The organism is Microtetraspora sp. AC03309 (genome assembly GCF_020826795.1).
Taxonomy (GTDB): domain Bacteria; phylum Actinomycetota; class Actinomycetes; order Streptosporangiales; family Streptosporangiaceae; genus Microtetraspora; species Microtetraspora glauca.
The window spans coordinates 1-23,426 of the sequence record NZ_JADDIL010000068.1; the positions used below are offsets into that span (position 1 = coordinate 1).

General features: G+C 69.9%; 19 protein-coding genes. 8 read left to right on the forward strand and 11 right to left on the reverse strand.

Going from position 1 to position 23,426, the window contains the following annotated elements; all coding sequences use genetic code 11:
• The first annotated feature begins 613 nt into the window (after positions 1-613).
• Positions 614-2,392, forward strand: coding sequence for a serine protease (locus IMZ11_RS31855; RefSeq protein ID WP_228646124.1), 1,779 nt, complete (start codon positions 614-616; stop codon positions 2,390-2,392).
• Between the two features lie 185 nt (positions 2,393-2,577).
• On the opposite strand, the gene IMZ11_RS31860 is transcribed toward IMZ11_RS31855, so the two are convergent.
• Positions 2,578-3,150, reverse strand: a complete 573-nt coding sequence (locus IMZ11_RS31860; protein ID WP_228646125.1) for a TetR/AcrR family transcriptional regulator — start codon at positions 3,148-3,150, stop codon at positions 2,578-2,580.
• Between the two features lie 113 nt (positions 3,151-3,263).
• Here IMZ11_RS31860 and IMZ11_RS31865 point away from each other — a divergent pair, with 113 nt between their 5' ends.
• Both IMZ11_RS31865 and IMZ11_RS31870 read left to right on the forward strand, forming a co-directional pair.
• Entirely contained in the window at positions 3,264-3,764 is a 501-nt protein-coding gene (locus tag IMZ11_RS31865; protein ID WP_228646126.1) for a cupin domain-containing protein, read from the forward strand.
• Between the two features lie 172 nt (positions 3,765-3,936).
• The gene (locus IMZ11_RS31870; RefSeq protein WP_228646127.1) at positions 3,937-4,767 is read left to right on the forward strand and encodes an alpha/beta hydrolase; all 831 of its coding nucleotides are present in this window, start codon (positions 3,937-3,939) and stop codon (positions 4,765-4,767) included.
• A gap of 74 nt (positions 4,768-4,841) precedes the next feature.
• Here the strand turns inward: IMZ11_RS31870 and IMZ11_RS31875 are convergent, their stop codons facing one another.
• From IMZ11_RS31875 to IMZ11_RS31900, 6 genes are all read right to left on the reverse strand, one after another.
• Positions 4,842-6,722 (reverse strand): ABC-F family ATP-binding cassette domain-containing protein, encoded by a 1,881-nt coding sequence (locus IMZ11_RS31875; RefSeq protein WP_228646128.1) that lies wholly within the window; start codon positions 6,720-6,722, stop codon positions 4,842-4,844.
• Positions 6,723-6,875: 153 nt separating this feature from the next.
• Entirely contained in the window at positions 6,876-7,829 is a 954-nt protein-coding gene (locus IMZ11_RS31880) for a 4-(cytidine 5'-diphospho)-2-C-methyl-D-erythritol kinase (RefSeq protein WP_228646129.1), read from the reverse strand.
• 42 nt (positions 7,830-7,871) lie between these two features.
• Positions 7,872-8,720, reverse strand: coding sequence for a 16S rRNA (adenine(1518)-N(6)/adenine(1519)-N(6))-dimethyltransferase RsmA (gene rsmA / locus IMZ11_RS31885; protein WP_228646130.1), 849 nt, complete (start codon positions 8,718-8,720; stop codon positions 7,872-7,874).
• Between the two features lie 82 nt (positions 8,721-8,802).
• Positions 8,803-9,660 carry a TatD family hydrolase gene (locus IMZ11_RS31890; RefSeq protein ID WP_228646131.1) on the reverse strand — a complete coding sequence of 286 codons (858 nt, stop codon included), beginning with the start codon at positions 9,658-9,660 and terminating at the stop codon, positions 8,803-8,805.
• 22 nt (positions 9,661-9,682) lie between these two features.
• Complete coding sequence (gene metG, locus IMZ11_RS31895; RefSeq protein WP_228646132.1) at positions 9,683-11,464, reverse strand: methionine--tRNA ligase; 1,782 nt, start codon at positions 11,462-11,464, stop codon at positions 9,683-9,685.
• A 65-nt stretch (positions 11,465-11,529) separates the two neighbouring features.
• Positions 11,530-12,849, reverse strand: a complete 1,320-nt coding sequence (locus IMZ11_RS31900) for a glycosyltransferase (protein WP_228646133.1) — start codon at positions 12,847-12,849, stop codon at positions 11,530-11,532.
• A 177-nt stretch (positions 12,850-13,026) separates the two neighbouring features.
• Between IMZ11_RS31900 and IMZ11_RS31905 the strand changes: the two genes are divergently transcribed.
• Positions 13,027-14,430 (forward strand): hypothetical protein, encoded by a 1,404-nt coding sequence (locus IMZ11_RS31905; RefSeq protein ID WP_228646134.1) that lies wholly within the window; start codon positions 13,027-13,029, stop codon positions 14,428-14,430.
• A gap of 25 nt (positions 14,431-14,455) precedes the next feature.
• Here IMZ11_RS31905 and rsmI read toward each other — a convergent pair whose 3' ends face one another.
• The gene (gene rsmI / locus IMZ11_RS31910; protein WP_228646135.1) at positions 14,456-15,277 is read right to left on the reverse strand and encodes a 16S rRNA (cytidine(1402)-2'-O)-methyltransferase; all 822 of its coding nucleotides are present in this window, start codon (positions 15,275-15,277) and stop codon (positions 14,456-14,458) included.
• 99 nt (positions 15,278-15,376) lie between these two features.
• Between rsmI and IMZ11_RS31915 the strand changes: the two genes are divergently transcribed.
• The 3 genes from IMZ11_RS31915 to IMZ11_RS31925 all read left to right on the forward strand — a co-directional run bounded on the left by IMZ11_RS31915 (position 15,377) and on the right by IMZ11_RS31925 (position 18,678).
• Complete coding sequence (locus tag IMZ11_RS31915; protein ID WP_308066878.1) at positions 15,377-16,984, forward strand: phospholipid carrier-dependent glycosyltransferase; 1,608 nt, start codon at positions 15,377-15,379, stop codon at positions 16,982-16,984.
• Between the two features lie 86 nt (positions 16,985-17,070).
• Entirely contained in the window at positions 17,071-18,369 is a 1,299-nt protein-coding gene (locus IMZ11_RS31920) for a hypothetical protein (protein WP_061258195.1), read from the forward strand.
• Positions 18,370-18,522: 153 nt separating this feature from the next.
• The gene (locus tag IMZ11_RS31925) at positions 18,523-18,678 is read left to right on the forward strand and encodes a hypothetical protein (protein WP_228646136.1); all 156 of its coding nucleotides are present in this window, start codon (positions 18,523-18,525) and stop codon (positions 18,676-18,678) included.
• A gap of 3 nt (positions 18,679-18,681) precedes the next feature.
• Here IMZ11_RS31925 and IMZ11_RS31930 read toward each other — a convergent pair whose 3' ends face one another.
• Positions 18,682-19,353: a response regulator gene (locus tag IMZ11_RS31930; RefSeq protein ID WP_228646137.1), complete on the reverse strand. Its 672-nt coding sequence runs from the start codon at positions 19,351-19,353 to the stop codon at positions 18,682-18,684.
• Positions 19,350-20,984, reverse strand: coding sequence for a sensor histidine kinase (locus tag IMZ11_RS31935; protein WP_228646138.1), 1,635 nt, complete (start codon positions 20,982-20,984; stop codon positions 19,350-19,352). Before IMZ11_RS31935 ends, IMZ11_RS31930 begins: the two co-directional genes overlap by 4 nt.
• A 135-nt stretch (positions 20,985-21,119) precedes the next feature.
• On the opposite strand from IMZ11_RS31935, the gene IMZ11_RS31940 reads away from it, so the two are divergent.
• Positions 21,120-22,514, forward strand: coding sequence for a cation:dicarboxylate symporter family transporter (locus tag IMZ11_RS31940; protein ID WP_228646139.1), 1,395 nt, complete (start codon positions 21,120-21,122; stop codon positions 22,512-22,514).
• 252 nt (positions 22,515-22,766) lie between these two features.
• Here IMZ11_RS31940 and IMZ11_RS31945 read toward each other — a convergent pair whose 3' ends face one another.
• Positions 22,767-23,330, reverse strand: coding sequence for a DUF3800 domain-containing protein (locus IMZ11_RS31945; RefSeq protein ID WP_228646140.1), 564 nt, complete (start codon positions 23,328-23,330; stop codon positions 22,767-22,769).
• Between the last annotated feature and the right edge of the window lie 96 nt (positions 23,331-23,426).

The window sequence follows — 23,426 nt, forward strand, 5'->3', positions numbered from 1 at the left end:
CACGGTCTTACGCCGGCCTCCACAAACCCCCGCCTCCGCGCCCCGCTCTCCCGCCGTACGACACACCCCTTGTCCGAAGGTCCCGGCGACCGCGGGCTCACCGCACATCACCCCGCCTAGCCCCGCCCAGCCCAGCCCAGCCGGGTTGACGCTCCGCCGACCCCTCTCCATGAGGCGGTCGGGCGCCGCACGCCGAAGGCTTTACCGGCCCGCACACAACCTGAGCCTCCACGGACCGGTCCTCGGCGGCGCACTGAAACGTCTTTACATTCGTTTTCATCGCAAATCTGATGAAAACAGACGAATCACTCAAGCGTGATGATCTTGCATCGGGATTTTTTCGGTCAAACTGTGATTCATCTCACATCGAGCTGCTGGACCGATCCAGCATGTGGACATACCGGCCGGTCGGCCACTCGGGTCTTGATCAGCAGAAACAGGCCGAAAACTCAGGCGGGATAACTAGGACGTCGCGACCATCGCTATCGGTTCCACCGATCTGCGGCTTTTCGATCGACTTCCCTCACAGCAACCCCTTAGGTAGCTTATTTACCAACCCTTTACTGACGCATGGGACGCAGATGACGCCCCACGACAGACCAAGGAGAAACCCTTGAAGCGCTCTCTCGCCTTCGGTGGCCTCGTCGCCACCGCTGGTCTGCTGGCCGCAGGTCTGGCCGCTCCCGCCCAGGCCGCCGGCGACACTGTCCCGTCGGTCGTCCTGGCCAACACCAACCTGGCCGCCCAGGAAATCGCCGCGTTCTGGTACGGCGAGAACAAGGCCAACCTGATCGGCGCCACGCCGTACGACGTCGAGACCAAGGTCGTCGCCAAGCACGTGTCGACCGGCGGACCCGCCGCCGACACGAAGCCCGGTGTCGTGCCCGCCATCGGCGACGAGAAGAAGGCGGCGTCCAAGTCCAAGAACGTCAACCTGCCCAAGACCACCGGCAAGGTGTTCTTCATCGGCGGGGACGGCAGGCCGCACTGGTGCACCGCCACCTCCGTGCAGGCGAACTACCGCAACCTGGTCGCCACGGCCGGGCACTGCGTCTACGACACCGAGTCGAACAGCGCGACGCTCGACAAGTGGGTCTTCATCCCGGGCTACTACCAGGCCAAGACCCCGTGGGGCATCTACGTCGGCAAGCAGGCCTTCACCCACTACGACTACGACGTCTACGAGGACGGCGACCGCAACTACGCGTTCGTCACCGTCTACAACGGCGTCCTGCCCGAGAGTGTGAGCGCCGACCGTCACTACGTCTCGAAGGTGTTCCGGACCCGCGCTGAGGCGGAGAAGGAGCTTCGCCGGCTCGAGAACGACAAGACCACCGGCTGGTCGGACCTCCGGGTCGTCCCCGTGACGAAGCCCGGCAAGCCCGGCCACGGTGGCGGTCACGATGGCGGCCACGGTGGCGGTCACGGTCGCGACCACGATGACAAGAACGACAAGCGCGGTGGCGACCACGGCCACAACGACGGCTACCAGATCGCCGTCACCGTGTCGGAGTTCCAGAGCCTGAACCGGAACAAGGACCTCACCGGCAACGGCCCCTGGGCCGACGGCACGGGCGCCAGCGACCCCGTCGAGATCAGCCGGGAAGAGTACCGCTCCGACAGGGACGCGTACGTCAGCCGTGACGGGAAGACCCTGTACTTCCGCAAGGCGGTCGACGGCAAGCCCGGCGAGGGCCCCGGCAAGCCCGGCGGTGGCAAGCCCGGTGACGGCAAGCCCGGTGACGGCAAGCCTCGCGGTGGCCAGGACGAGGCTCCGAGCACCGCGCCGAGCACCGACCCGAGCACCGCTCCCAGCACCGCTCCCAGCACCGCGCCGAGCACCGCGCCGGACCAGGCTGACGAGCGCAAGGGCGACCACGGCCGCGAGTACAAGTACTTCAAGCGGACCTTCTGGGCGAAGTACTACGGCTGGCAGGTCGTGGGCAAGAAGCTGTCCATCGGCCTCAAGGACGTCGGCCGCCTCGGCGACAACGTCGGCGGTCAGGGCCTGGCCTACAACCAGAAGATCGGCAAGCCGGTCTTCGTGTTCGGTTACCCGAGCGGGTCGCACCCCGACGGCAACTACGCCTACACCGGCAAGACCCTCAAGTGGAGCTACGGCAAGACCTTCGCCGCCTCCGCTGCCGCGATCAAGGGCGAGGAGCTCGTCGGCGTCAAGTCCTCCTTCACCGGCGAGGGCTCGATCGGTTCGTCCTGGCTGCTCAACTACAAGAGCGACCGTCGTCTCGGCTACCTGAACGGTGTCACCATCGGTCTGGCCGACACCGACAAGAACAACCGCATCGACACCAGCGTCTCCCCGTACTTCGACGGCGAGCTGTACGGCGTCTACAAGGCCGCGGCCAACCTCTGGTCCGGCAAGATCGTCTGATCACCGATCAGCGATCTGAGCTGAGGTAAAACTCAGCCCTTCCGCGACGACGAAGGGGCCCGGCATCCAGCCGGGTCCCTTTTTCGTGTCCGGAGGCTTCGCGTCCTGAGGCGGTGTGGCCGGCCGTCACCGCCGGGGGTGAGTTGTAGCCGACGTCGAACAGCCGGCGCGGGTGGGCCCGTGCGTCAGCGCGAGAAGCGGCTGATCAGGAGGGTCAGCCGCCGGTCGTGGTCCTCGCGCGGGAGTCTGCCACCACGCATGAGCGTCATCAGTCCGTGCAGGCCGCTCCAGAAGGTCTCGGTGAGCAGGCCCAGGTCGTCGTCACCGGCCTGTGGTCGTATGGCCTCGCTCAGCTCGCCGAAGGCCGCGTGCAGTGCGGCCGGTGCTTCGGGGGTGGCGAACGGCAGGTCGACGGCCCGGCTGAACATGGCGTCGTACAGCGCGGGTCGCCGGTCGGCGAACGCGGCGTAGGCGGCGCTGACGTCGGCGAGGGCCTTTCGGGGATCCGCCGCCGCCGCACGGGCCGCGCGCAGCTCGGCGGCCAGGTCGGCGAAGCCCTCCACCGCGACCGCGGCCATGATGGCGTCCATGCTCTTGAAATGGCTGTAGAGCACGGGCTGGCTGTACTCGACCCGTTCGGCCAGGCGCCGGGTCGTCACCGCCTCCCAGCCCTCGGCCTCGGCCAGCTCCCGGGCCGTTGTGATGATCAACCGTTCCCGCTCGGCCCGCTCGCGCTGCCGGCGCGCCTGAATCGACATGACCCTAGTCTAGCATCGCTAGTATTCCTGTCGGAGCTATGCTAGGTTCGTTCCCGCTCAGCGCCGCCTGCTGTTCGCCGTCTGACCGTAAGAACCCATCCCCCAAAGGAGTCATGCGGATGTCCCTGGTCATGCCGGACTTCAACGAGTCCGTTATCGTCCGCTCCGCGGAGGCCGAAGTGATCGGCCGGGCCCCGACCACCATCCGGCTGCTGGCCGACAGCAGCTCGACCGGCGGCGCGCTTTCGACCCAGCGGGTCAGCCTGACCGACGGCGCGGACGGCGCCAGACCGCACCACCACGCCAACTCTGCCGAGTTGTTCTACATGCTGGACGGCACCGCCCAACTGCTGTCCGGCGAGCAGGTCGTGACCGCCGAACGCGGCGACCTGGTCATCGTGCCCCCCGGTCTCGCACACGCCTTCGCCGCCGCACCGGGAGAGGACGCCGACATCCTCATCGTCATCACCCCCGGCGTCGAACGGTTCGAGTACTTCCGGCACCTGGAGCGCATCGCGTACGGGAAGGTGCCACCCGAGAGCCTCCTGGAGGTGCAGGAGCTCTACGACACCTACTTCCTCACCAGCACGGCCTGGACCGACGCCAGGGCCTGAAGCCGCCGCCGAACGAATTCAGCACTGCCGTGCCCAGGCACCGTTCGCCGACGACATGCGCACCGATCCGGTGGCCGACGCCCAGCCGCCTGACCAGCCGGAACGGCTGTCAACCCGGGTGCACCGCAGCCTGCCCGATCACTGACCGATCAACGAATGAGAATCTTCTGTCATGACCGTTCCCAACCTGTCAGAGCTGCGCGACGGGATACGTCTGCGGGCCGGCGCGCGCCCCAAAGGGCCCGCGCTGGCCCATGTGACAGATCTCGAAGGGCCGAACGGGCTGGCGTTGCGCCATTACCGGCCAACGGATGACGAGCGGCCGCTGTTGGTGTTCGTGCACGGTGGCGCATGGGTGATCGGGAATCTGGACACTCACGACAGGACGTGTCGGCGCATCGCCGACGCCTGCGACGTGGAGGTCCTGGCCGTGGACTATCGGCTGGCGCCCGAACATCCGTATCCCGCGGCCATCGAGGACGTGGTGGAGGTGGTGCGCCGGGCCAAGCCGGTGGCGGTGGCCGGCGACAGCGCGGGCGGCTATCTGGCGACCATGGCCTGCATGCGGCTGAGAGACGCCGGAGAGCCGCTGCCTGCCGTACAGATCCTGATCTGTCCTAACACGGACCTGACGTTGTCGCAGGCCAGCGTCGAGGAGAAGGGGTCCGGCCACGGGCTGGACGCCGACTTCCTCGCCTGGGCCGTCACGCGATGGACACCCGACCCCGCCGTGCGTGCCCAGGCGAGCCCGCTGCTGGTGCCGGATCTGTACGGCATGCCGGACGCGCTCATCGTGACCGCCGAGCACGACGCACTGCGCGATGAAGGCGACGCCTATGCCCGGCGGCTCGCCCAGGAAGGCGCGCGGGTCGTGCACCGGCAGGAGGCCGGCCTGGTGCACGGGTTCATCCAGAACATGGACCTGACCTCCCCTGAGGCGGCCGCCGCCCATGACCGGCTGTTCGCCGACATCGCATCACTGATCCACGGGAGCGCCCCTTAGGAGACGGCTGAAGTCCCGCGACCCCGCCTCCGCGACGTACCCCGAGGCCGTCAGACCTCAAGGCCGTCCGGACGTCAGGCGTCAAGGCGGGCGGCGAGATCGAGCCATTCGAGCTCGACCGACTCCTTCTGCGCGGTGATCTCGCGCAGCTCGGCGTCCAGCGTTCCGAGACGCTCGAAGTCGCTCGCGGCGTCGGCCATCTGGGTGTGGAGCTTCGCCTCGCGCTCGCCCAGCCGGTCGAGCTGACGCTCCAGACGGCCGAGCTCCTTCTGCAGCTCGCGCTGTTCCTTGGCCGACAGGCCGCTCGGCGCGCCCTGCCCCGCGTCCGCGGCCGCCCCGGCCCCCGCCTGCGCGGGTTGCGCGGCCTGCCCGCTCAGGCCCGCCTGCCCGGCCGGTACGGCACGGGCCCCGGCGGCCGAGGCCGCACCGGCGGACGCCGCTCGGGCGGACAGGGCCCCACCGGCCGCGCGGCGCGAGAGGTACTCGTCGACGCCACCGGGCAGCATGGAGAGCCTGCCGTCGCCGAGCAGCGCGACGCACCGGTCGGACACCCTCTCCAGGAAGTAGCGGTCGTGGCTGACCACGACCAGCGTGCCCGGCCAGCCGTCGAGGAGGTCTTCCAGCTCGGTGAGCGTCTCGATGTCGAGGTCGTTGGTCGGCTCGTCGAGGAGCAGCACGTTCGGCTCGTCCATGATCAGCCTCAGCAGCTGGAGGCGGCGGCGCTCGCCGCCGGACAGGTCGCCGACGACCTTCCATTGGGCCTCGCCCTTGAAGCCGAGGCGCTCCAGGAGCTGGGAGGCCGACCACTCCTTCTTGCCGACCTGGATGTACTTGCGGATCTCCTCGACGGTCTCCAGCACCCGCCGGGACGGGTCGAGTTCGGCCAGCTCCTGGGACAGGTGCGCGAGCCGTACCGTCTTGCCGCGCACCACGCGGCCGGAGTCGGGCGCGACCGTGCTCGACAGCAGCCGCAGCACCGACGACTTGCCGGAGCCGTTGACGCCGATCAGGCCGATCCGGTCGCCGGGGCCGAACTGGAAGGTGGCGTGGTCGAGCACGACCGGGCCCGCGCCGGGGCCTCCGGCGTGCAGGGTCACGTCCTCCAGGTCGTAGACCGTCCTCCCGAGCCGGGCGGAGGCGAACTTGAGCAGCTCGACGGTCTCCCGCGCGGGCGGCTCGTCGGCGATCAGCGCCTCGGCGGCGTTGATGCGGAACTTGGGCTTGGACGTCCGGGCGGGCGGGCCGCGCCGCAGCCAGGCGATCTCCTTGCGCATGAGGTTCTGGCGGCGGTCCTCCGCGGCCTGGGCGATGCGCGCCCGCTCGGCCTTGGCCAGGACGTACGCGGCGTATCCGCCCTCGTAGCGCTCGACGGAGGCGTCCACGACCTCCCACGTCCTGGTGGAGACGGCGTCGAGGAACCACCGGTCGTGGGTGACCACGAGCAGGGCGCTCTTGCGCTGCGCGAGGTGCCCGGCGAGCCAGGCGATGGCCTCGATGTCCAGGTGGTTGGTCGGCTCGTCGAGGATGATCAGGTCATGGTCGTCGATGAGCAGCTTGGCGAGGGCGGTCCGCCGTCGCTCGCCACCGGACAGGGCGCCCGCCTGGGCCGACAGCTCGATGTCGCCGAGCAGGTTGGCGAGGATCTCTCTGATCATCGCGTCGCCGGCCCACTCGTGCTCGGCCCGGCCCGAGAGCACCAGGTCGTGCACGGGCGTCGCGGGATCGAAGTCGTCACGCTGGGACAGGAGCCCGACCCGCAGGCCGCGATTGTGGGTGACCCGCCCACTGTCGGGTTTCAGCTCTCCGGCGATGATGGAGATCAGCGTGGACTTGCCGCCGCCGTTGCGGCCGACGACGCCGATGCGGTCGCCCTGCTCGATCCCGAGGGTGACGCCGGTGAGCAACGGCTTGGGCCCGAAGGCATGGGACACGGATTCAAGGTTGACCAGATTCATCGCCTGCCCAGCCTACCGATTCCCGCAAAGCCGTCGTACAGCCGAGCCGGACGGCTGACGCTCAGGCCGAACGGAACGGGTGGGCGCAGGCAGCCGCCGACGCTCGCCATCCCCTCGGCATCCCCTCGCGATGCCCCTCCCGGCGCGATCCGCCTACGAGACGATCTCGGCGCCGGGGACGGGGCCCTCGGCTGTCACGGCGGCACGGCAGGCGCCCGTCCCGGCCAGCGCGGCCGACAACTCCCGGGCGTGCTCGGCGGATCCGGCCAGGAAGGCGCACGTGGGGCCCGATCCGGAGACGATCGCGCCGAGCGCCCCGGCGTCCCGCCCCGCGTCGAGGGTTCGCGCCAGCGACGGGCGGAGGGCGAGCGCGGCCGGTTGCAGGTCGTTGACCAGGGCGGCGCCGAGCTCCCGGGCGTCGCCGTCGCGCAGGGCTGCCATGAGCGGCTCGCTCGCGGACGGCCAGGCGACCTCGTCGCCCGCCGTCGCGCGGAGGCGGTCGCACTCGCCGTACACCTGCGGAGTGGACAGGCCGCCGTCGGCGAGGGCGAACACCCAGTGGAAGGAGCCGGTGACCGGGACGGGGGTCAGCCGCTCGCCTCGGCCGGTGCCGACGGCCGTGCCGCCGAGGAGCGCGAACGGCACGTCGCTGCCGATGCCGGCGCCGATCTCCATGAGCTCCCCGAGGGACAGCCCGAGCCCCCAGAGCGCGTCACAGGCGACGAGGGCGGCCGCCGCGTCCGCGCTGCCGCCCGCCATGCCGCCCGCGACCGGGATGGCCTTGCGGATCAGCAGGGCGGCGCCGTACGGGTGCCCGTCGGGCGCGGCCTGCCCGGCGTGCTTGGCGAGGGCCTCGGCGGCGCGTACGGCGAGGTTGGTGCCGTCGGCGGGCACGTGGGCGGCGGACTCACCCTCGACACCCACGGTGAACGTTCCGGCCGCTCCGGGTTCCGTGGCCGTCAGCTCGTCGAACAGCGAGACGGCGTGGAACACGTTCACCAGGTCGTGGTAACCGTCGTCGCGCAGCGGTCCGACGGCCAGTTGCAGGTTGACCTTTGCCGGGACCCGCACGGTCACGCGCGCCGTCGCCCTCTGGGAAGCAGTCACGGCGCCGAGCCTAGTGCCCGTCCCGCCGATCCTCGCCGGGCACTAGTGACGGGGACGGTTCTCCGCGATCCGGGCGAAGTCGGCGACGCCGAGCTGCTCGCCCCGCGCGGACGGCTGGACGCCGGCCTGGACCAGGGCCTGCTCCGCCGCGGCGGGCGTACCGGCCCAGGAGGCCAGGGCGGCGCGCAGGGTCTTGCGGCGCTGGGCGAAGGCGGCGTCCACGACCGCGAAGACCTCCTCGCGGGTGGCCGACGTCTCCGGAGGATCGCGGCGGACGAGGGAGACCAGGCCGGAGTCGACGTTGGGCGCGGGCCAGAAGACGTTGCGGCCGACGGGTCCGGCGCGGCGCACGTCGGCGTACCAGGCGGCCTTGACCGACGGGACGCCGTAGATCCGCGATCCGGGGGGCGCGGCGAGCCGGTCGGCGACCTCGGACTGGACCATGACGAGGCCCCGGCGCAGCGACGGCAGGATCTCCAGCAGGTGCAGCAGCACGGGCACGGAGACGTTGTACGGCAGGTTGGCGACCAACGCCGTGGGCAGGTCGGGCAGGTCGTCCGGGGTCACCTTGAGCGCGTCGGCGTGGACGACGGAGAGCCGGTCGGCGTGCTCGGGGTCCATCTCCGCGACGGTGACGGGAAGCTGGGCCGCGAGCACGGGGTCGATCTCGACCGCCACGACCCTGGCGACCTCCGGGAGGAGGGCGAGCGTGAGCGATCCGAGCCCGGGCCCGATCTCGATGACCACGTCATCCAGGGTCACCTCGGCGACCCTGACGATGCGGCGGACGGTGCCGCCGTCGATGACGAAGTTCTGCCCGAGCTTCTTGGTCGGCCGGATGCCCAGCTTCTCCGCGAGCGCGCGCACTTCGACAGGCCCGAGCAAACTCATGGCATCCAGTGTCCGGCATCGGAGCATGTCCTCTTGCCGTCCGGCTCGCCCGCGCGCGGGCTCATGGGGTGGCGGAGCGGGCTCACCAGGCTCCGAAGACGGTCTCGCCGTTGGCCATGATGGTCGCGGCGAGTTCGGCGACGTCCGTGCCCTTGACCTCGGCCAGGCAGCGCAGGGTCAGCGGGATCAGGTAGGGCGCGTTCGGCTTGCCCCGGTGCGGGGTCGGCGGGAGGTAGGGCGCGTCGGTCTCCACGAGCATGAGCTCGGCGGGGGCCACCCGTGCCGCCTCGCGGAGATATCCCGCGTTCTTGTACGTCACCGGCCCGGAGAATGACATGAAATATCCGGCATCGGCGCATTTCTTGGCCATCTCGGCGTCGCCGGAGTAACTGTGGAAGACCACGACGTCCGGTGCGCCCTGGTCCGCGAGGACGGCGAGCACGTCGTCGTGGGCGTCGCGGTCATGGATGACCAGCGCCTTGCCGGTCCGCTTGGCGATCTCGATGTGCGCCCGGAAACTCGCGTGCTGGTCGTCGCGGGAGGCCCAGTCCCGGAAGTAGTCGAGCCCGGTCTCCCCCACGGCCCGCACGTACGGCTGCCGCGCCAGTTCCTCGATCTCGGCCAGCACCTCGGGCGTGGCCGCGTGGGCCTCGTTGGGGTGAATGGCCACACCCGCGTAGACGTCGTCGTGGTCCCTGGCGACCTCGGCGTTCCACCGGGACGAGCGCAGGTCGTATCCGATGGTCACCAGCCGGGCCACGCCGACCAGGCGGGCGTCGGCCAGGATGGCCTCGACCGACGCGCCCGCCGCCTGCGCGGCGAGCGCGACCGGATCACCCGATGACGCCTTGCGGTCGCCCACCATGATGTCGAGGTGACAGTGGCTGTCGAACACCTCGGCGGGCAGCGGCTCGGGCATCACGGGAAGTTCCCGGGACATTTCCGCCAGACCTCCTGCCTGATCAGTCGCCGAGGCGGGCCAGCTCTTCGTCGACGACCTTGGGGTCGAGCTTGGTGAAGAGCGGGGTCGGGGGAGCGAGCGGGACACCGGCCCGGATGGGGCGGTGCTCCCAACGCGCGGCGCCGTCGTACGAGCCGGTGATCACGGGATAGTCCGCGCCGCCGTTCTCGTTCACCTCGCGGATCTCCGGCATGCCGGTCCAGACGCCCTCACCGCCGAGCATCTCGAAGATCTTGTTGGACGAGGTGGGCAGGAACGGTGTGAGCAGCGTCTTGGCGTCGTCCACGACCTGCAGCGCGACGTGCAGGATGGACTTCTGCCGGTCGGGATCGTCCTTGATCTTCCAGGGCTCCTGGTCGGCGAGGTACCTGTTGGCCTCGCGGACGACGTCGAACGCCTCGGTCACGGCGTTCTTGAACCGGGAGCGGCCCAGCTCGGCGCCGACCTTGGGGAAGGCGTTCCTGGACAGCGCCAGCATGGCGCGGTCGGCGTCGGTGAGGTCGCCCGCCTCGGGGATGGCGCCGAAGTTCTTGGCGGCCATCGAGATCGACCGGTTGACCAGGTTGCCCCAGGCGGCCACCAGCTCGCCGTTGTTGCGGTTGACGAACTCCGACCAGGTGAAGTCGGTGTCCTGGTTCTCCGGTCCGGCGACGGCGATGTAGTAGCGCAGCGCGTCGGCCGAGTAGCGCTCCAGGAAGTCGCGTACGTAGATCACGATCTGGCGGGAGGAGGAGAACTTGCGGCCCTCCATCGTCAGGAACTCGCTCGACACCACCTCGGACGGCAGGGCCAGCTTCCCGAGCGACCCGGGCGTGCCGTTCCGCGCGCCCTCGCCGTTGTAGCCGAGCAGCATGGCCGGCCAGATCTCGGAGTGGAAGACGATGTTGTCCTTGCCCATGAAGTAGTAGGCACGGGCGTCGGGGTTCTGCCACCACTGCCGCCAGGCGTCCGGGTCGCCGCTGCGCCTGGCCCACTCGATGGACGCCGACAGATAGCCGATGACCGCGTCGAACCAGACGTAGAGGCGCTTGTCGTTCCGGTCACGCCAGCCGTCGAGCGGGATCGGCACGCCCCAGTCGAGGTCGCGGCTGATCGCCCGCGGCTGCAGGTCGCCGAGCAGGTTGAGCGAGAACTTCAGCACGTTGGGTCGCCACTCGCCCTGCTTGGACTGCAGCCAGGTGCCGAGCGTGTCGGCGAACGCCGGGAGGTCGAGCATGAAGTGCTCGGTCTCGATGAACGCGGGCGTCTCGCCGTTGATGCGGGACTTCGGGTTGATCAGGTCGATCGGGTCGAGCTGGTTGCCGCAGTTGTCGCACTGGTCGCCGCGCGCCCCGTCGTAGCCGCAGATGGGGCAGGTGCCCTCGATGTAGCGGTCGGGCAGGGTACGACCGGTGGAAGGCGAGATCGCCCCCATCGTCGTGCGGGGGAAGATGTAGCCGTTCTTGTGCAGGCCGAGGAAGATCTCCTGGGCCACGGCGTAGTGGTTGTCCGTGGTGGTCCGGGTGAACAGGTCATAGGAGAGGCCCAGGCCGGTCAGGTCCTCGGCGATCACGCGGTTGTAGCGGTCGGCGAGCTGGCGGGCGGTCAACCCCTCCTTGTCGGCCTGGACCTGGATGGGCGTGCCGTGCTCGTCCGTGCCTGAGACCATCAGCACCTTGTTGCCCGCCATCCGCTGGTAGCGGCTGAAGACGTCGGACGGCACGCCGAAACCTGAGACGTGCCCGATGTGGCGGGGGCCGTTGGCGTAGGGCCACGCGACGGCGGTCAAGATGTGCTGGGACATGGTTCCAAGACTAGAGCCCCGCGCACAGCGTCTCGAACCGATTACAGCTCCGATTACAGCTTCGGTCACAGCTCCGGCGACAGGCTCCGCGCGGTACCGGACTCCACGGCCTCCGGGGCTTCGACGGTCTTCTCCGAGATCTTCTCCGCGATCTTCTCGGCGGTCTTCTCGGCGCTGGACTCGCGGGTGACGGCCTCGGCGGCCTCCTCCGCGGCGGACGCGGCGATGTCGGCCGGGGTCTCCTTCGAGCGGCGGATGCCGAGGATGCTGATGAACAGCGACGCGAAGATGGTCTGGAAGCTCATGACGAACGCGGTCGCCGACGGCACGACGAGGCGCAGTGACTCGGCCGGGATCAGCTCGCCGAAGCCCCTGCCGCCCCAGTGGGCCAGCGAGGCCACCAGGCCGACGAGACCGCCGAGGGCGAGCAGGCCACCCGCGACGAGGCCCTTCTCCAGGGAGACGATGTCCACGAGCTTGCGTACGCGCCTGTCCTCGGGGAGGAAGCCCTCCTCCGCGGCGTACACCTTGGTGAACAGGGCGAACAGCACCGCCTGGAAGCCGATCACCACCATGGCGGACGCCCCGACCAGGGTGTCGACGTCGAAGGCGAGCTTGCCGATGTAGACGGGGCCGAAGGTCAGTGCGGCGCCCATGATCAGGCCGATGGCGGTGAGCACCAGGCCGGGGATGAAGAACAACCACCGCGGGCTGTACAGAAGCAGGAAGCGCAGGTGGCGCCAGCCGTCCCGCCAGGAGCGCAGGTGGGGCGGGCGGGAGCGGCCGTCGGGCGACAGCGTCGTGGGCACCTCGCGGACGTCGAGGCCCTGGAGCGTGGCCTTGACCACCATCTCGGAGGCGAACTCCATGCCGCCGGTCTGCAGGCCGAGCCGGAGGATCGAGTCCCGGCGGAACCCGCGCAGCCCGCAGTGGAAGTCGCCGATGGCGCTCGGGAAGAACAGCCGCCCGACGAAGGACAGGACCGGGTTGCCGAGGTAGCGGTGCAGCGGGGGCATGGCGCCGGGGGCGATCCCGCCCCGGAACCGGTTGCCCATCACCAGCTCACCGCCGGCCCGCAACTCCTCCACGAAGGGCATCAGGTTGGTGAAATCGTACGAGTCGTCGGCATCGCCCATGATCACGTACTTGCCACGGGCGGCCCGGATGCCTCCGATGAGGGCGTTGCCGTACCCCTTGGCGTCAATGTGGACCACACGCGCCCCGGCGTCGCGGGCGAGTTGCTGCGACCCGTCGGTACTCCCGTTGTCGGCGATCACCACTTCGCCGTCGATGCCGTTCTCTCGCATGCAAGCAAGTGCTTTGCGGACACACGTCTCGACGGTCTCGGCCTCATTGAGGCAGGGCATGACTACGGTCAGTTCCACGTCGCAACCCTTCGTCTACATTTGTGATCGCCCTAAGTAGTCAACCATGATGCCCTCTGCCCGGAGGTGCCCGGGGCAAGTCACCGAAACGGCTGGCATTCTGTAACCATGGTCGCGGTTGCGGAGCCTTCGGCATTAGACGCCCCCCCTGATAACAGGTGGAAGCGCCTTCTCGCGGTGCTCGGCCGCCACCGGGTCTTCACCGTGGCCCTCGGCCTGGCGGCGATCGTGCGGGTCGTCACCATGCTGGGGTTCGGCCCCGCCATGTGGTTCAACGACTCCTACGACTACGTCTCCGTGGCGTTGCACCCGCGGCCGCACCCGATCCGCCCGGACGGCTACGGCTTCTGGCTGCTCCTGCTCAAGCCGGTGCACAGTTTCGCGTTCGTCGTCTTCACCCAGCATGTGATGGGTCTGGCGGCGGCCGTACTTATCTACCTACTTCTGACGAAGAAATTCGGCCTCCCCGGCTGGGGGGCCACGCTCGCGGCCGTGCCCGTGTTGTTCGACGCCTACCAGATCCAGCTCGAACAGCTGATCATGTCGGACTCGATGTTCACCCTGCTGGTGGTGGCGGTCGTCACGCTCGTCCTGTGGCACAGGAAGATGTCGTGGCGGATGGGAGCCGCGGTCGGCTCCCTGCTCGCGCTGACCGCGCTGACGCGCAGCATCGGCCTTCCGATCCTCGCCCTGGTCGTGGTCTACCTGCTGGTCAAGCGGGCCGGATGGAAGCCGATCTCCGCGATGGTCGCGGCCTGCGCGCTTCCGGTCATCGCCTACATGGGGTGGTTCAAGGCGGTCAACGGGCAGTTCGCGATGACCAACAGCGACGGGGTCATCCTGTACATGCGGACCGCCCTGTTCGCCGACTGCCACAAGATGGGCCTCGACAAGCGCAACGAGCTGGAGCTCGCCCTCCTGTGCATCAACACACCCCCCGCCGAGCGTGGGCGGACGGCCCAGGCGTACCTGTGGTGGGACGACCAGAACCAGCTCCACGTGTTCGGCTCGGGCATGAAGTTCACCCCGGAGATCAACGCCAACGCGAGCACGTTCGCGAAGAAGGCGGTCCTCGCCCAGCCCGGCGACTATCTGGCCGCCGTGGGCAAGGACTTCTTCCGCGCCTTCGGGTGGGGGCGCCCGCTGTTCCCTGACGCCAAGACGTACCTGCAGTATCAGTTCGGCAACTACTACACCCAGAAGCTGCCCGCCTGGACGTCCTATCTCGGCCAGACAGACAGGGACGCCGAGCGGTACGAGAACGGTCCGGCCGCCACCCGCGAGGTGAAGCCGTGGTCGGACATCATGATCGGCTACCAGAAGGTCGTCCGGCTGCCCGGCACCGTGCTCGGGCTGCTCCTGCTGGCCGGCCTGTACGGCGTGGCGGTCCGCTGGCGCAGGCTGGGCGGCCCGGTGCTGCTTCCCTGGCTCTGCGCGGTGGGGCTCGTCCTGGCCCCGGCCGCGACGGCGGAGTTCGACTACCGCTATCTGCTGCCCGCCGTCCCCGTCGCCTGCGTCGCCGCCGCCATCACCCTCGGGCGCCTACGGCTGCCGCGCGGGAAGGCCCGGCCCGCCCCGTAACAGCCGCCCGGTCGCCGCCGTGCCGTCAGGCGCTGTGGATGTGGTTGTAGAGGTCCCGCTTGGAGATGCCGGCGGATTTCGCGACGTCGACGATCGCCTGCTTGCGGGGGACGCCGGTGGCCTCGCGGCGGGCGACCTCGTCGGCGAGGTCCTCGATGTCCGGCGCGGCGGCCTCGGGGGCGTGTCCGGCCACGACGAGCGTGATCTCTCCCCTGACCTCGCCCTCGGCCCACCCGGTCAGCTCGGCCAGGGTGCCCCGCCGTACCTCCTCGTAGGTCTTGGTGAGCTCGCGGCAGACGGCGGCCTGGCGGTCGGCGCCGAACGCCTCGGCCATGGCGGACAGGCAGGAGTGCAGCCGGTGCGGCGCCTCGAAGAACACCATCGTGCGCTCCTCGCGGGCCAGGCCGGCGAGGCGGCGGGACCGCTCACCCGGCTTGCGCGGCGGGAAGCCCTCGAAGCAGAAGCGGTCACTGGCCAGGCCGGAGATCGCGAGAGCGGTGGTGACGGCGGACGGGCCGGGCAGCGCGGTGACGCGCACGCCCGCGTCCACGGCGAGCCGGGTGAGCCGGTATCCCGGATCGGACACTCCGGGCATCCCCGCGTCGGTGATCACGAGCACGGTCGCGCCCTGGAGCAGTTCCTCCAGCAGTTCCTTGGAGCGCGCGACCTCGTTGGCGTCGTAGTAGGAGACCACCCGCCCGGTCAGGGTCACGCCGAGATCGGAGGCGAGGCGTCTGAGCCTGCGCGTGTCCTCCGCGGCGATGACGTCGGCCGTCTCCAGTGCCTCCCGCAGTCGCGGGGAGGCGTCCCCCACCTGGCCGATCGGAGCTCCCGCCAGAATAAGCACGTATCCCACCATATGAAACGTTCATCATTGAAGAGTTGGATGCCGGTAATCGACCCGAACTTCATGGTCGCCGCAGGCACTCGACAGTAGTCTGTCCAGGTGGCCGTGACCGACTTCTCACACCAGGCGTTCGAGCAGCCCGAATCCGACCGGGGCGCCGAAGCGCGGGTGTCCCTGCGGGACCGGCTGGTGCCGCCCATGCCCGGCAGTGCCCTGTGGGGCTGGCTGGGCCCGCTGATCGTGGCGGCGTTCGGCGCGTTCCTGCGGTTCTACCGGCTCGGGACGCCCCATGCGGTCGTCTTCGATGAGACGTACTACGCCAAGGACGCGTACGCTCTGATCAAGAACGGCGTCGACATGCAGTTCGTCGAGAACGCCGACAAGCTGATGTTGGCCGGTAACACCGACATCTTCAAGAAGTGCGGGCAGGCGAGCGAGTGCGCCTCGTACGTGGTTCACCCGCCGCTGGGCAAGTGGCTGATCGGCGCCGGTGAGGCGATCTTCGGTCTCAACCCCTTCGGCTGGCGATTCGCCGCCGCGCTGATCGGAGCACTGTCGATCTTCATCCTGGCCCGACTGGCCCGCAGGATGACCCGGTCCACCCTGCTCGGCTGTCTGGCCGGGTTCCTGCTCTCCCTGGACGCGCTGCACTTCGTGCTGTCCCGTACGGCGCTGCTGGACATCTTCCTGATGTTCTGGGTCCTCACCGGGTTCGCCTGCCTGGTGGTGGACCGGGACCGGACGCGGCAGAAGCTGGCCGAGTGGCGCGAGTCCGCCTCCTCGCTCGACGTGGGCCCCCGGCTCGGGTGGCGGCCCTGGCGGCTGGCCGCCGGGCTGTGCCTGGGCGCCGGGCTGGCGACCAAGTGGACCACGCTCTTCTTCATCGTCGCCTTCGCGATCATGACGCTGATGTGGGACGCGGGCGCGCGGCGCGCCGTCGGGCTGAACCGGCCGTACAGCGAGACCTTCCGGCTGGAGTTGCCGCTGGCCACCGCCTGGATGGCCCTGGTCCCGATCATCGTGTATGTGTCGTCCTTCGCCGGGTGGTTCGCCACCGACAAGGGGCACGGCAGGAACTGGGCCCAGGCCACGTCGAGCGGCCCGTTCTACTTCGTCTTCGACTCGTTGCGCTCCTGGGTCGGCTACCAGCACGACGTGCTGAGCTTCCACACCGGGCTGGAGACGCCGCACAACTACCAGTCCGAGCCGTGGAGTTGGCCGCTGCTGCTGCGGCCGGTGGCGTTCTTCTACGAGTCGCCGAAGGGCTGCGGCGCCGACAGCTGCTCCTGGGCCGTGCTCGGCACCGGCACCCCGGTGATCTGGTTCGCCGGCCTCGCCGCCATGATCGGCATGATCGCGTGGTATGTCGCGACCCGTGACTGGCGGGCCGGCGCGATCCTGCTCACCTACGCCGCGGGCTGGTTGCCGTGGTTCTACTACGCGATCTCCGACCACCGGACGATGTTCCTGTTCTACGCGCTGCCGATGCTGCCCTTCATGATCATCGCGATCGTGCTGGCCTGCGGCCTGATCATCGGGCCCGCGGACGCGCCACAACGCCGCCGGACGGCCGGAGCCGTGGGGGTCGGCCTCTTCGCGCTGCTGGTCCTGGCGAACTTCGCCTGGCTCTACCCCGTCATCGCCGCCGAGATCATCCCGTACCAGGACTGGTACGACCGGATGCTCTTCCGGAAGGGCTGGATCTGAGCCCCCGTATGGTTGGTCCCGGGGGGTGGTGGCGAGTGACCACGGGTCGTCGCGGACGATGGGGGCAATACGGCAGACTGCGAGTCATGCCCGCACCTGATGTGGCCGCGCTCCTCGCCGAGCTTGAGCGCTCCGAGCCGGCCGCCGCCGAGCCGGCCCGTGTCGCCGTCGAGTGGCTGACGGGCGGCGAGGCGCTGGAGACGATCAGCCAGCTCGATGTGTGCGAGTTCCTCTGGTACACGCTGCCCGTGAAGGTGACGGGCGACCGCCAGGTGATCGCCCGAGCGCTCGGGCGGCTGCTCCTGCTGGGCGGCATGGACCGCTACGCCGCGCTGTGCGACTCCCAGACGACGGCCCAGATCCTGCGCGCGTACGCCCGGGAGGGCGAGGAGGCCGGGACCACGGCCTACCAGCAGGCGCTGGAGGCCACCGGTGTGCTGCCTCCGGACATCACCGAGCTCGCCTGGAGTTCGATCATGGGGCCGGAGGAGCTGGGCGCGCACGTCGCGTGCGCCGCCGCGCTGGAGCTGGCCATCATGTCCGGCGAGCCGGTCGACCGGGAGGCGCTGACCCGGCGCTGGCTGACCTCCCCCCGGTCGGAGCTGGGCGGCGACTGCTGGCTGAACCGGGTCCACGGGGAACGGTTGAACCGCTGGGTCCTCGGCCGGGGCAACGCCCGCAGGGAGCTCGCCCAGCCGTTCGAGGTACGGCTGCACGCTCCCATCCCCGCTCCCGCGGAGCCGCACCTGGAGCCGCTGTGGTGGCTGCTGGGCATGGCCGTCGAGGGGGTGCGGCTGACGGAGAAGTTCAACGTCTCCCGCGCCATGGTGACGGAGTCGGTGGACAGGTTCGGCTGGGATGCCCTCACCACCGGTTCGATCCGGGGCGAGGCGGACGTGCCGACGCTGACCACGCTCAGGGAGATCGCCGTGCACGACCTGCGGGCGCTCCGCCGTACGGGCAGGAAGCTGGTGCTCACCCCGGCGGGACGCGGCCTGGCCCGGCAGTCGGAGAGCCTGTGGACGGCGGCGACGACCGCGCTGCTCGCTCCGGCCAAGGGCGAGCACGACTTCGAGATCTCCGTCCGCGAGGCGGCGCTGATGTTGCTCGCCGACGGCGCCGCCCTGCCGTACGAGGAGTTGCGGGACCGGATCCTGGAGGTCGTCAACGGCGAGGGCTGGCGATCGGCGGCGGGTGCCCGGGTGGCGCCCCTCGATCTGTCCGCGCCGCTGGGTGAGTTGCAGCGCCGCCTGGACGCCCTCGATCTGCGTGCGGACTGCTCGTGGAGGTCGCCGTGGCAGCTCACCTCGGTGGGCCGGGCGGCGGCGCTGGCCGCGTTGCGCGCCCAGGCGTTGCGGCCCCGCCAGTACGCCGGGATGGGCTGACCGCGGGGCGCGAGTCCGGCTGACAGAGATTCTGACGAGGTTCACGGCGGCGGTCACCCTTTGTGCCGTCCGGCGCGTCCTGGTTAGTACTACTTTGTCGTTGCCACGGAAGGACATCGCATTATGAATCGTCCCCACCATCCCTTGCTCGGCTTGAACCAGCGGAGCCCGGAGATGGTCGCGGAGGAGACGCGCAGGGTGAAGGCCAAGCTGATCAGGATGTACGGCTGGGACGGCTACCAGCGGGTGATGAAGCGGATGGAGTCCGATCTGGCTCGCCTCGAACGTGAGTCGGGCCCGGAGAACTGACGTCTACGTCATCCGGTAGAGCCATTCGGGGCGTCCCACCCCTCCGTACTGCGGGACGCGCCGGACGATCCCGGTCTCGGTGAGATGCTCCAGATAGCGGCGGGCGGTCACCCTGGAAACGCCGATCGCCTCGCCGACGGCGTTCGCCGACAGCCCTTCGCGAGCCTTCCTGAGCTCGCCCGCGACGGCCTCAAGGGTCGCGTGGGACATCCCCTTGGGAAGCGCGGATCGTGCGGCGCCCCGCAGTGTGGCCAGCGCCCTGTCGACCTCGCTCTGCGCGCTCACCTCGCCGCCGCCGGCGACGGACGAGCGGAACCGCGCGTACTGCTGGAGCTTCTCGCGCAGCAGGGCGAACGTGAACGGCTTCAGGAGGTACTGCACCACGCCGATCGAGACCGCCGACCTGACCACGGACAGGTCCCTCGCGGAGGTCACGGCGATGACGTCGCAGGAGACCCCGGCCGCGCGGAGCAGCCGGCAGACCTCCAGCCCGTGCATGTCGGGCAGGTGCAGGTCGAGCAGCAGCAGGTCCACGCGTTCGCGGCGGAGGAACCGCAGGGCGTCCCCTCCTGAGCGGGCCACTCCCGCGACCCGGAACCCGGGCACCCGTTCCACGTAGAGGCGGTTCGCCTCGGCGGCGACCTCCTCGTCCTCGACGACCAGCACCGAGATCACGCCTCGTCTCCCTTCCGCAGCGGGAGCCGTACGGTGAAGACGGCTCCGTCCTCGTGGGCGACGTCGATCGTGCCGCCGAGGCGGTGGACGGCCTGGCCGACCATGGCGAGGCCGAGCCCGCGCCCGTCTCCCTTCGTGGTCCACCCGCGCCGGAACGCGGCCGCCGCGTCCTCCTCGGCGAGGCCGGGGCCGTTGTCGGCGACGCGCAGCACGCAGCCGCCGTCGTCCATGGTCAGGCGGACCCGTACGCGGGCGGGCCGGGTGCCGGTCGTGGCGGTCGTGGCGGTCATGGCGGCCTCCACCGCGTTGTCGATCAGGTTGCCGAGGATGGTCACCAGGTCGCGGCCGTCCAGGCCCGCGTCGTCCAGCTCACCGTCCAGCTCGCTGTCCGGGCTGATGGACAGCTCGACGCCGCGCTCGGCCGCCTCGGCGGTCTTGCCGAGCAGGAGGGCCGCGAGCACGGGCTCCCGTACGGAGCCGACGACGCGGTCGGCGAGCTGCTGCGCGGCGCGCAGCTCCGCGGTGGCGAACTCGACGGCCTGCTCGGCCCGGCCCAGCTCGACCAGCGTGACCACGGTGTGCAGCCGGTTGGCCGACTCGTGCGCGGCCGAGCGGAGCGACTCGGCGAAGCCGCGTACCGCGTCGAGCTGGCCGCTGAGCGCCTGGAGCTCCGTGTGGTCCCGCAGAGTGACGACCATGCCGAGCGACCCGCGGCCGGATCGCACCGGTGCCGCGTTCACGACGATCACCCGGTCCCGCGTCAGGTGGATCTCGTCGGTGCGCCGCTCGCCCGCGCCCAGCATCGCGGTGAACGCGGGGTCCAGGCCCAGGTCGCTCACCTTGCGGCCCTCCGCGTCGCCGGGAAGGCCGAGCAGCTCCCGGGCGCCGTCGTTGCACAGGGTCAGCGTGCGGTCGTCGTCGACGAGCAGCAGGCCCTCGCGTACGGCGTGCAGGATCGCGGTGTGGTGCTCGTAGATGCGGCTCAGCTCGTCCGAGGCCAGCCCCCGCGTCTGCCTGCGCAGCCGGGCGGCGACCAGGGCGGTGCCCGCTCCCCCGACGGACATGCCGAGCAGGATCGTCAGCCCGGCCACCGCGACCTGGTCGCGCAGCCGATCGCTGATCTTGTCGAGCGTGATGCCCGCGCTGACCAGGGCCCGGACCTCGCCGTGGGCGTCCCGTACCGGGGTGACCGCGCGGACGGAGGGGCCGAGCGTGCCGGTATAGGTCTCGGTGAACGTACGGCCGGCCAGCGCGGGGCCGATGGTGCCGAGGAACATGCCGCCGATCTGGCTGGGCTTCGGGTGGGTGTACCGGCGGCCCGAGGTGTCCATGATCGTGATGAAGTCGACGCCGACCTCCCGCCTGACCCGCTCGGCGTACGGCTGGAGCGCGCCGGTGGGGGCCGGGTCGTCGAGCGCGGCCAGGACGGACGGCGAGTCGGCCACGCTGATCGCGACCGAGCGGGCGACCCGGGTCGCGTCGTCGGTGAGCAGGTCGCGGGTGTGGGCGAAGGCGAGGGCGGTGCCCGCCGCCACCGTGACGCCGACGACCACGGTCTGGAGCAGCAGGATCTGCCCGGCGAGGCTCCATCGTCTGAGGGGAGACCGTCTGGGGGGCGACGTCCTCGTCATCTGCCTCGTCTCGCTCCCGTGAGGTCGTTTCGGTGATGAACGAAATGTACGCAATAGTGACCGGCGTCACACCCCCGGCGCATAGTCACGCCACCGAAAGTCTTTCTTGGACCTCTTCCCGTACAAGGGGGTCGCGTGGCCGCATCCGCGCCTCAGGTGAGCCGGGACCGCACCCGGTACCTGTATCTCGCCGTCATCGTCGCCGTACTGGCCGGCATCGCCGTGGGGCTTCTCGCCCCGGAGCTGGGCAAGGAGTTGAAACCGCTCGGCACGGCCTTCGTGGGCCTGATCAAAATGATGATCAGCCCGATCATCTTCTGCACGATCGTGCTCGGGGTCGGCTCCGTCACCCAGGCGGCGCGGGTCGGCAAGGTCGGCGGGCTCGCCGTCGGCTACTTCCTGGTCATGTCCACGGTGGCCCTCGCCATCGGCCTGGTCGTCGGCAACCTGCTGCATCCGGGCGAGGGCCTCGCGCTGACCGACGACCTGCGCAAGGCCGCCGAGACCGAGGCCGCCAAGGGCGGTGAGAGCGACACCACGTCGTTCCTCCTGGGGATCATCCCGGCGACGCTCGTGTCGGCGTTCACCGAGGGCCAGGTGCTGCAGACGCTGCTGGTCGCGCTGCTCGCGGGCTTCGCGCTGCAGGCCATGGGCGGGCGTGCCGCGCCGATCCTGGCCGGGATCGGTCACATCCAGCGGCTGGTCTTCCGCATCCTCGCCATGATCATGTGGGCCGCCCCGGTGGGCGCGTTCGGCGCGATGGCGGCGGTGGTGGGGGCGACCGGCGTGGACGCGCTGACGAGCCTCGCCGTCATCATGACCGGGTTCTACGCGACCTGCGTGCTGTTCGTCTTCGTCGTGCTGGGGCCGCTGCTCTGGATGGTCGCGCGGGTCAACATCCTCGCGCTGCTGCGCTATCTCGGCCGGGAGTTCCTGCTCATCCTGTCGACCTCCTCCTCCGAGTCGGCCCTGCCCCGGCTGATCGCGAAGATGGAGCATCTCGGGGTGAGCCGCCCGGTGGTCGGCATCACCGTGCCCACGGGGTACTCGTTCAACCTCGACGGGACCGCCATCTACCTGACCATGGCGACGCTTTTCGTGGCCAGCGCCACAGGGGCTCCGCTGGCGCTGGGCGAGCAGATCTCGCTGCTGATCTTCATGATCATCGCGTCGAAGGGCGCGGCGGGTGTCACCGGCGCCGGCCTGGCCACCCTGGCCGGCGGCCTCCAGTCACACCGGCCCGACCTGGTGGACGGCGTCGGCCTGATCGTCGGCATCGACCGCTTCATGTCCGAGGCGCGTGCTCTGACGAACTTCGCGGGCAACGCGGTGGCCACCGTACTGATCGGGACCTGGACCGGCGAGTTCGACCGCGAGCGGGCCGGAGAGGTGCTGGCCGGCCATGTGCCGTTCGACGAGACGACCCTGCTGGACGAGGACTCCGGGCCGGGAACCGGCCGAAGCGGCGACGACGGCGACGGGGGCTCCCCGGCCGGCGACCGCCCCTCCGGAGCACTCACCCCCGCCTGAACTCCCCGGCTTCGCCGGCCATCGTGACTCGCCGGTGGGCCGGGGGACGTCCGGCCCACCGGGCCTCGAGGTCATGGTGGACGAAGCTGATCCAAGGTCAATGAGTACGGCAAGCCCAATGCCTCTCCGTCGTCAACGCGCTTGCCTGAGCACTATCGGTGAGGCAAACTGAACACGCCACATCCTCTGGGATGGGGAAGTGAGGCCGGGCCTCCCGATGGAATCGGGCGTCCGGCCTTCGCGTTGCAGGCGTCACTCGAGACAGATCATGTGGACCCGTTCGCAGAGCAGGTCGTAGTAACGCGTTTGGCCGTCCAACCACCAGGTCGTGGCACCGACGACGGCATCCGCGGCCCAGAGAAGCGGCTCGCTCGCCGACGGCTGCCATCGCACCGTCAGGCTCTTCGGCAGAACGCGCGCCTTGCGCAGCCCGGTCAGCAACCCCCGATCGAGATGGTCTTGATCGGGGGTGCGGCTCTCAATGAACACCGCCGCGACGCCGGCCTTGTCGACCTCGATGAGCAGCCGCTCCAGGCAGCGGCGACGCGCTCGCTCCGTCCGGACCTCTCTGCCATGGAGATACACCGCGACAATTCCGCGTATCGGCATGCCCGCAAGCCGTTCGGCGATGGCGAGTTGCCGGGTGGGGGATTCATCCCTCCAGTGCAGGCGGGGACTTTTACCGAGACGCAGCGACTCCAGGTCCACGCGAACGTCCTCGCGGTCGGCAGCGTCCATGACCACAGCAGCCATCGCGTAGACGCTGTCGTCATGAGGGCGACGACGAAGGCTCTCGTCGACATAGGCGGTGAGCACCGCGTAAATATATCGTCACCAAAAGTAAGATCTTCGGGTTTGTCGTGGCGAGAGCGTGGACGTGAGCCGCGCCGGATCCGGATGGGGCACTGTCGC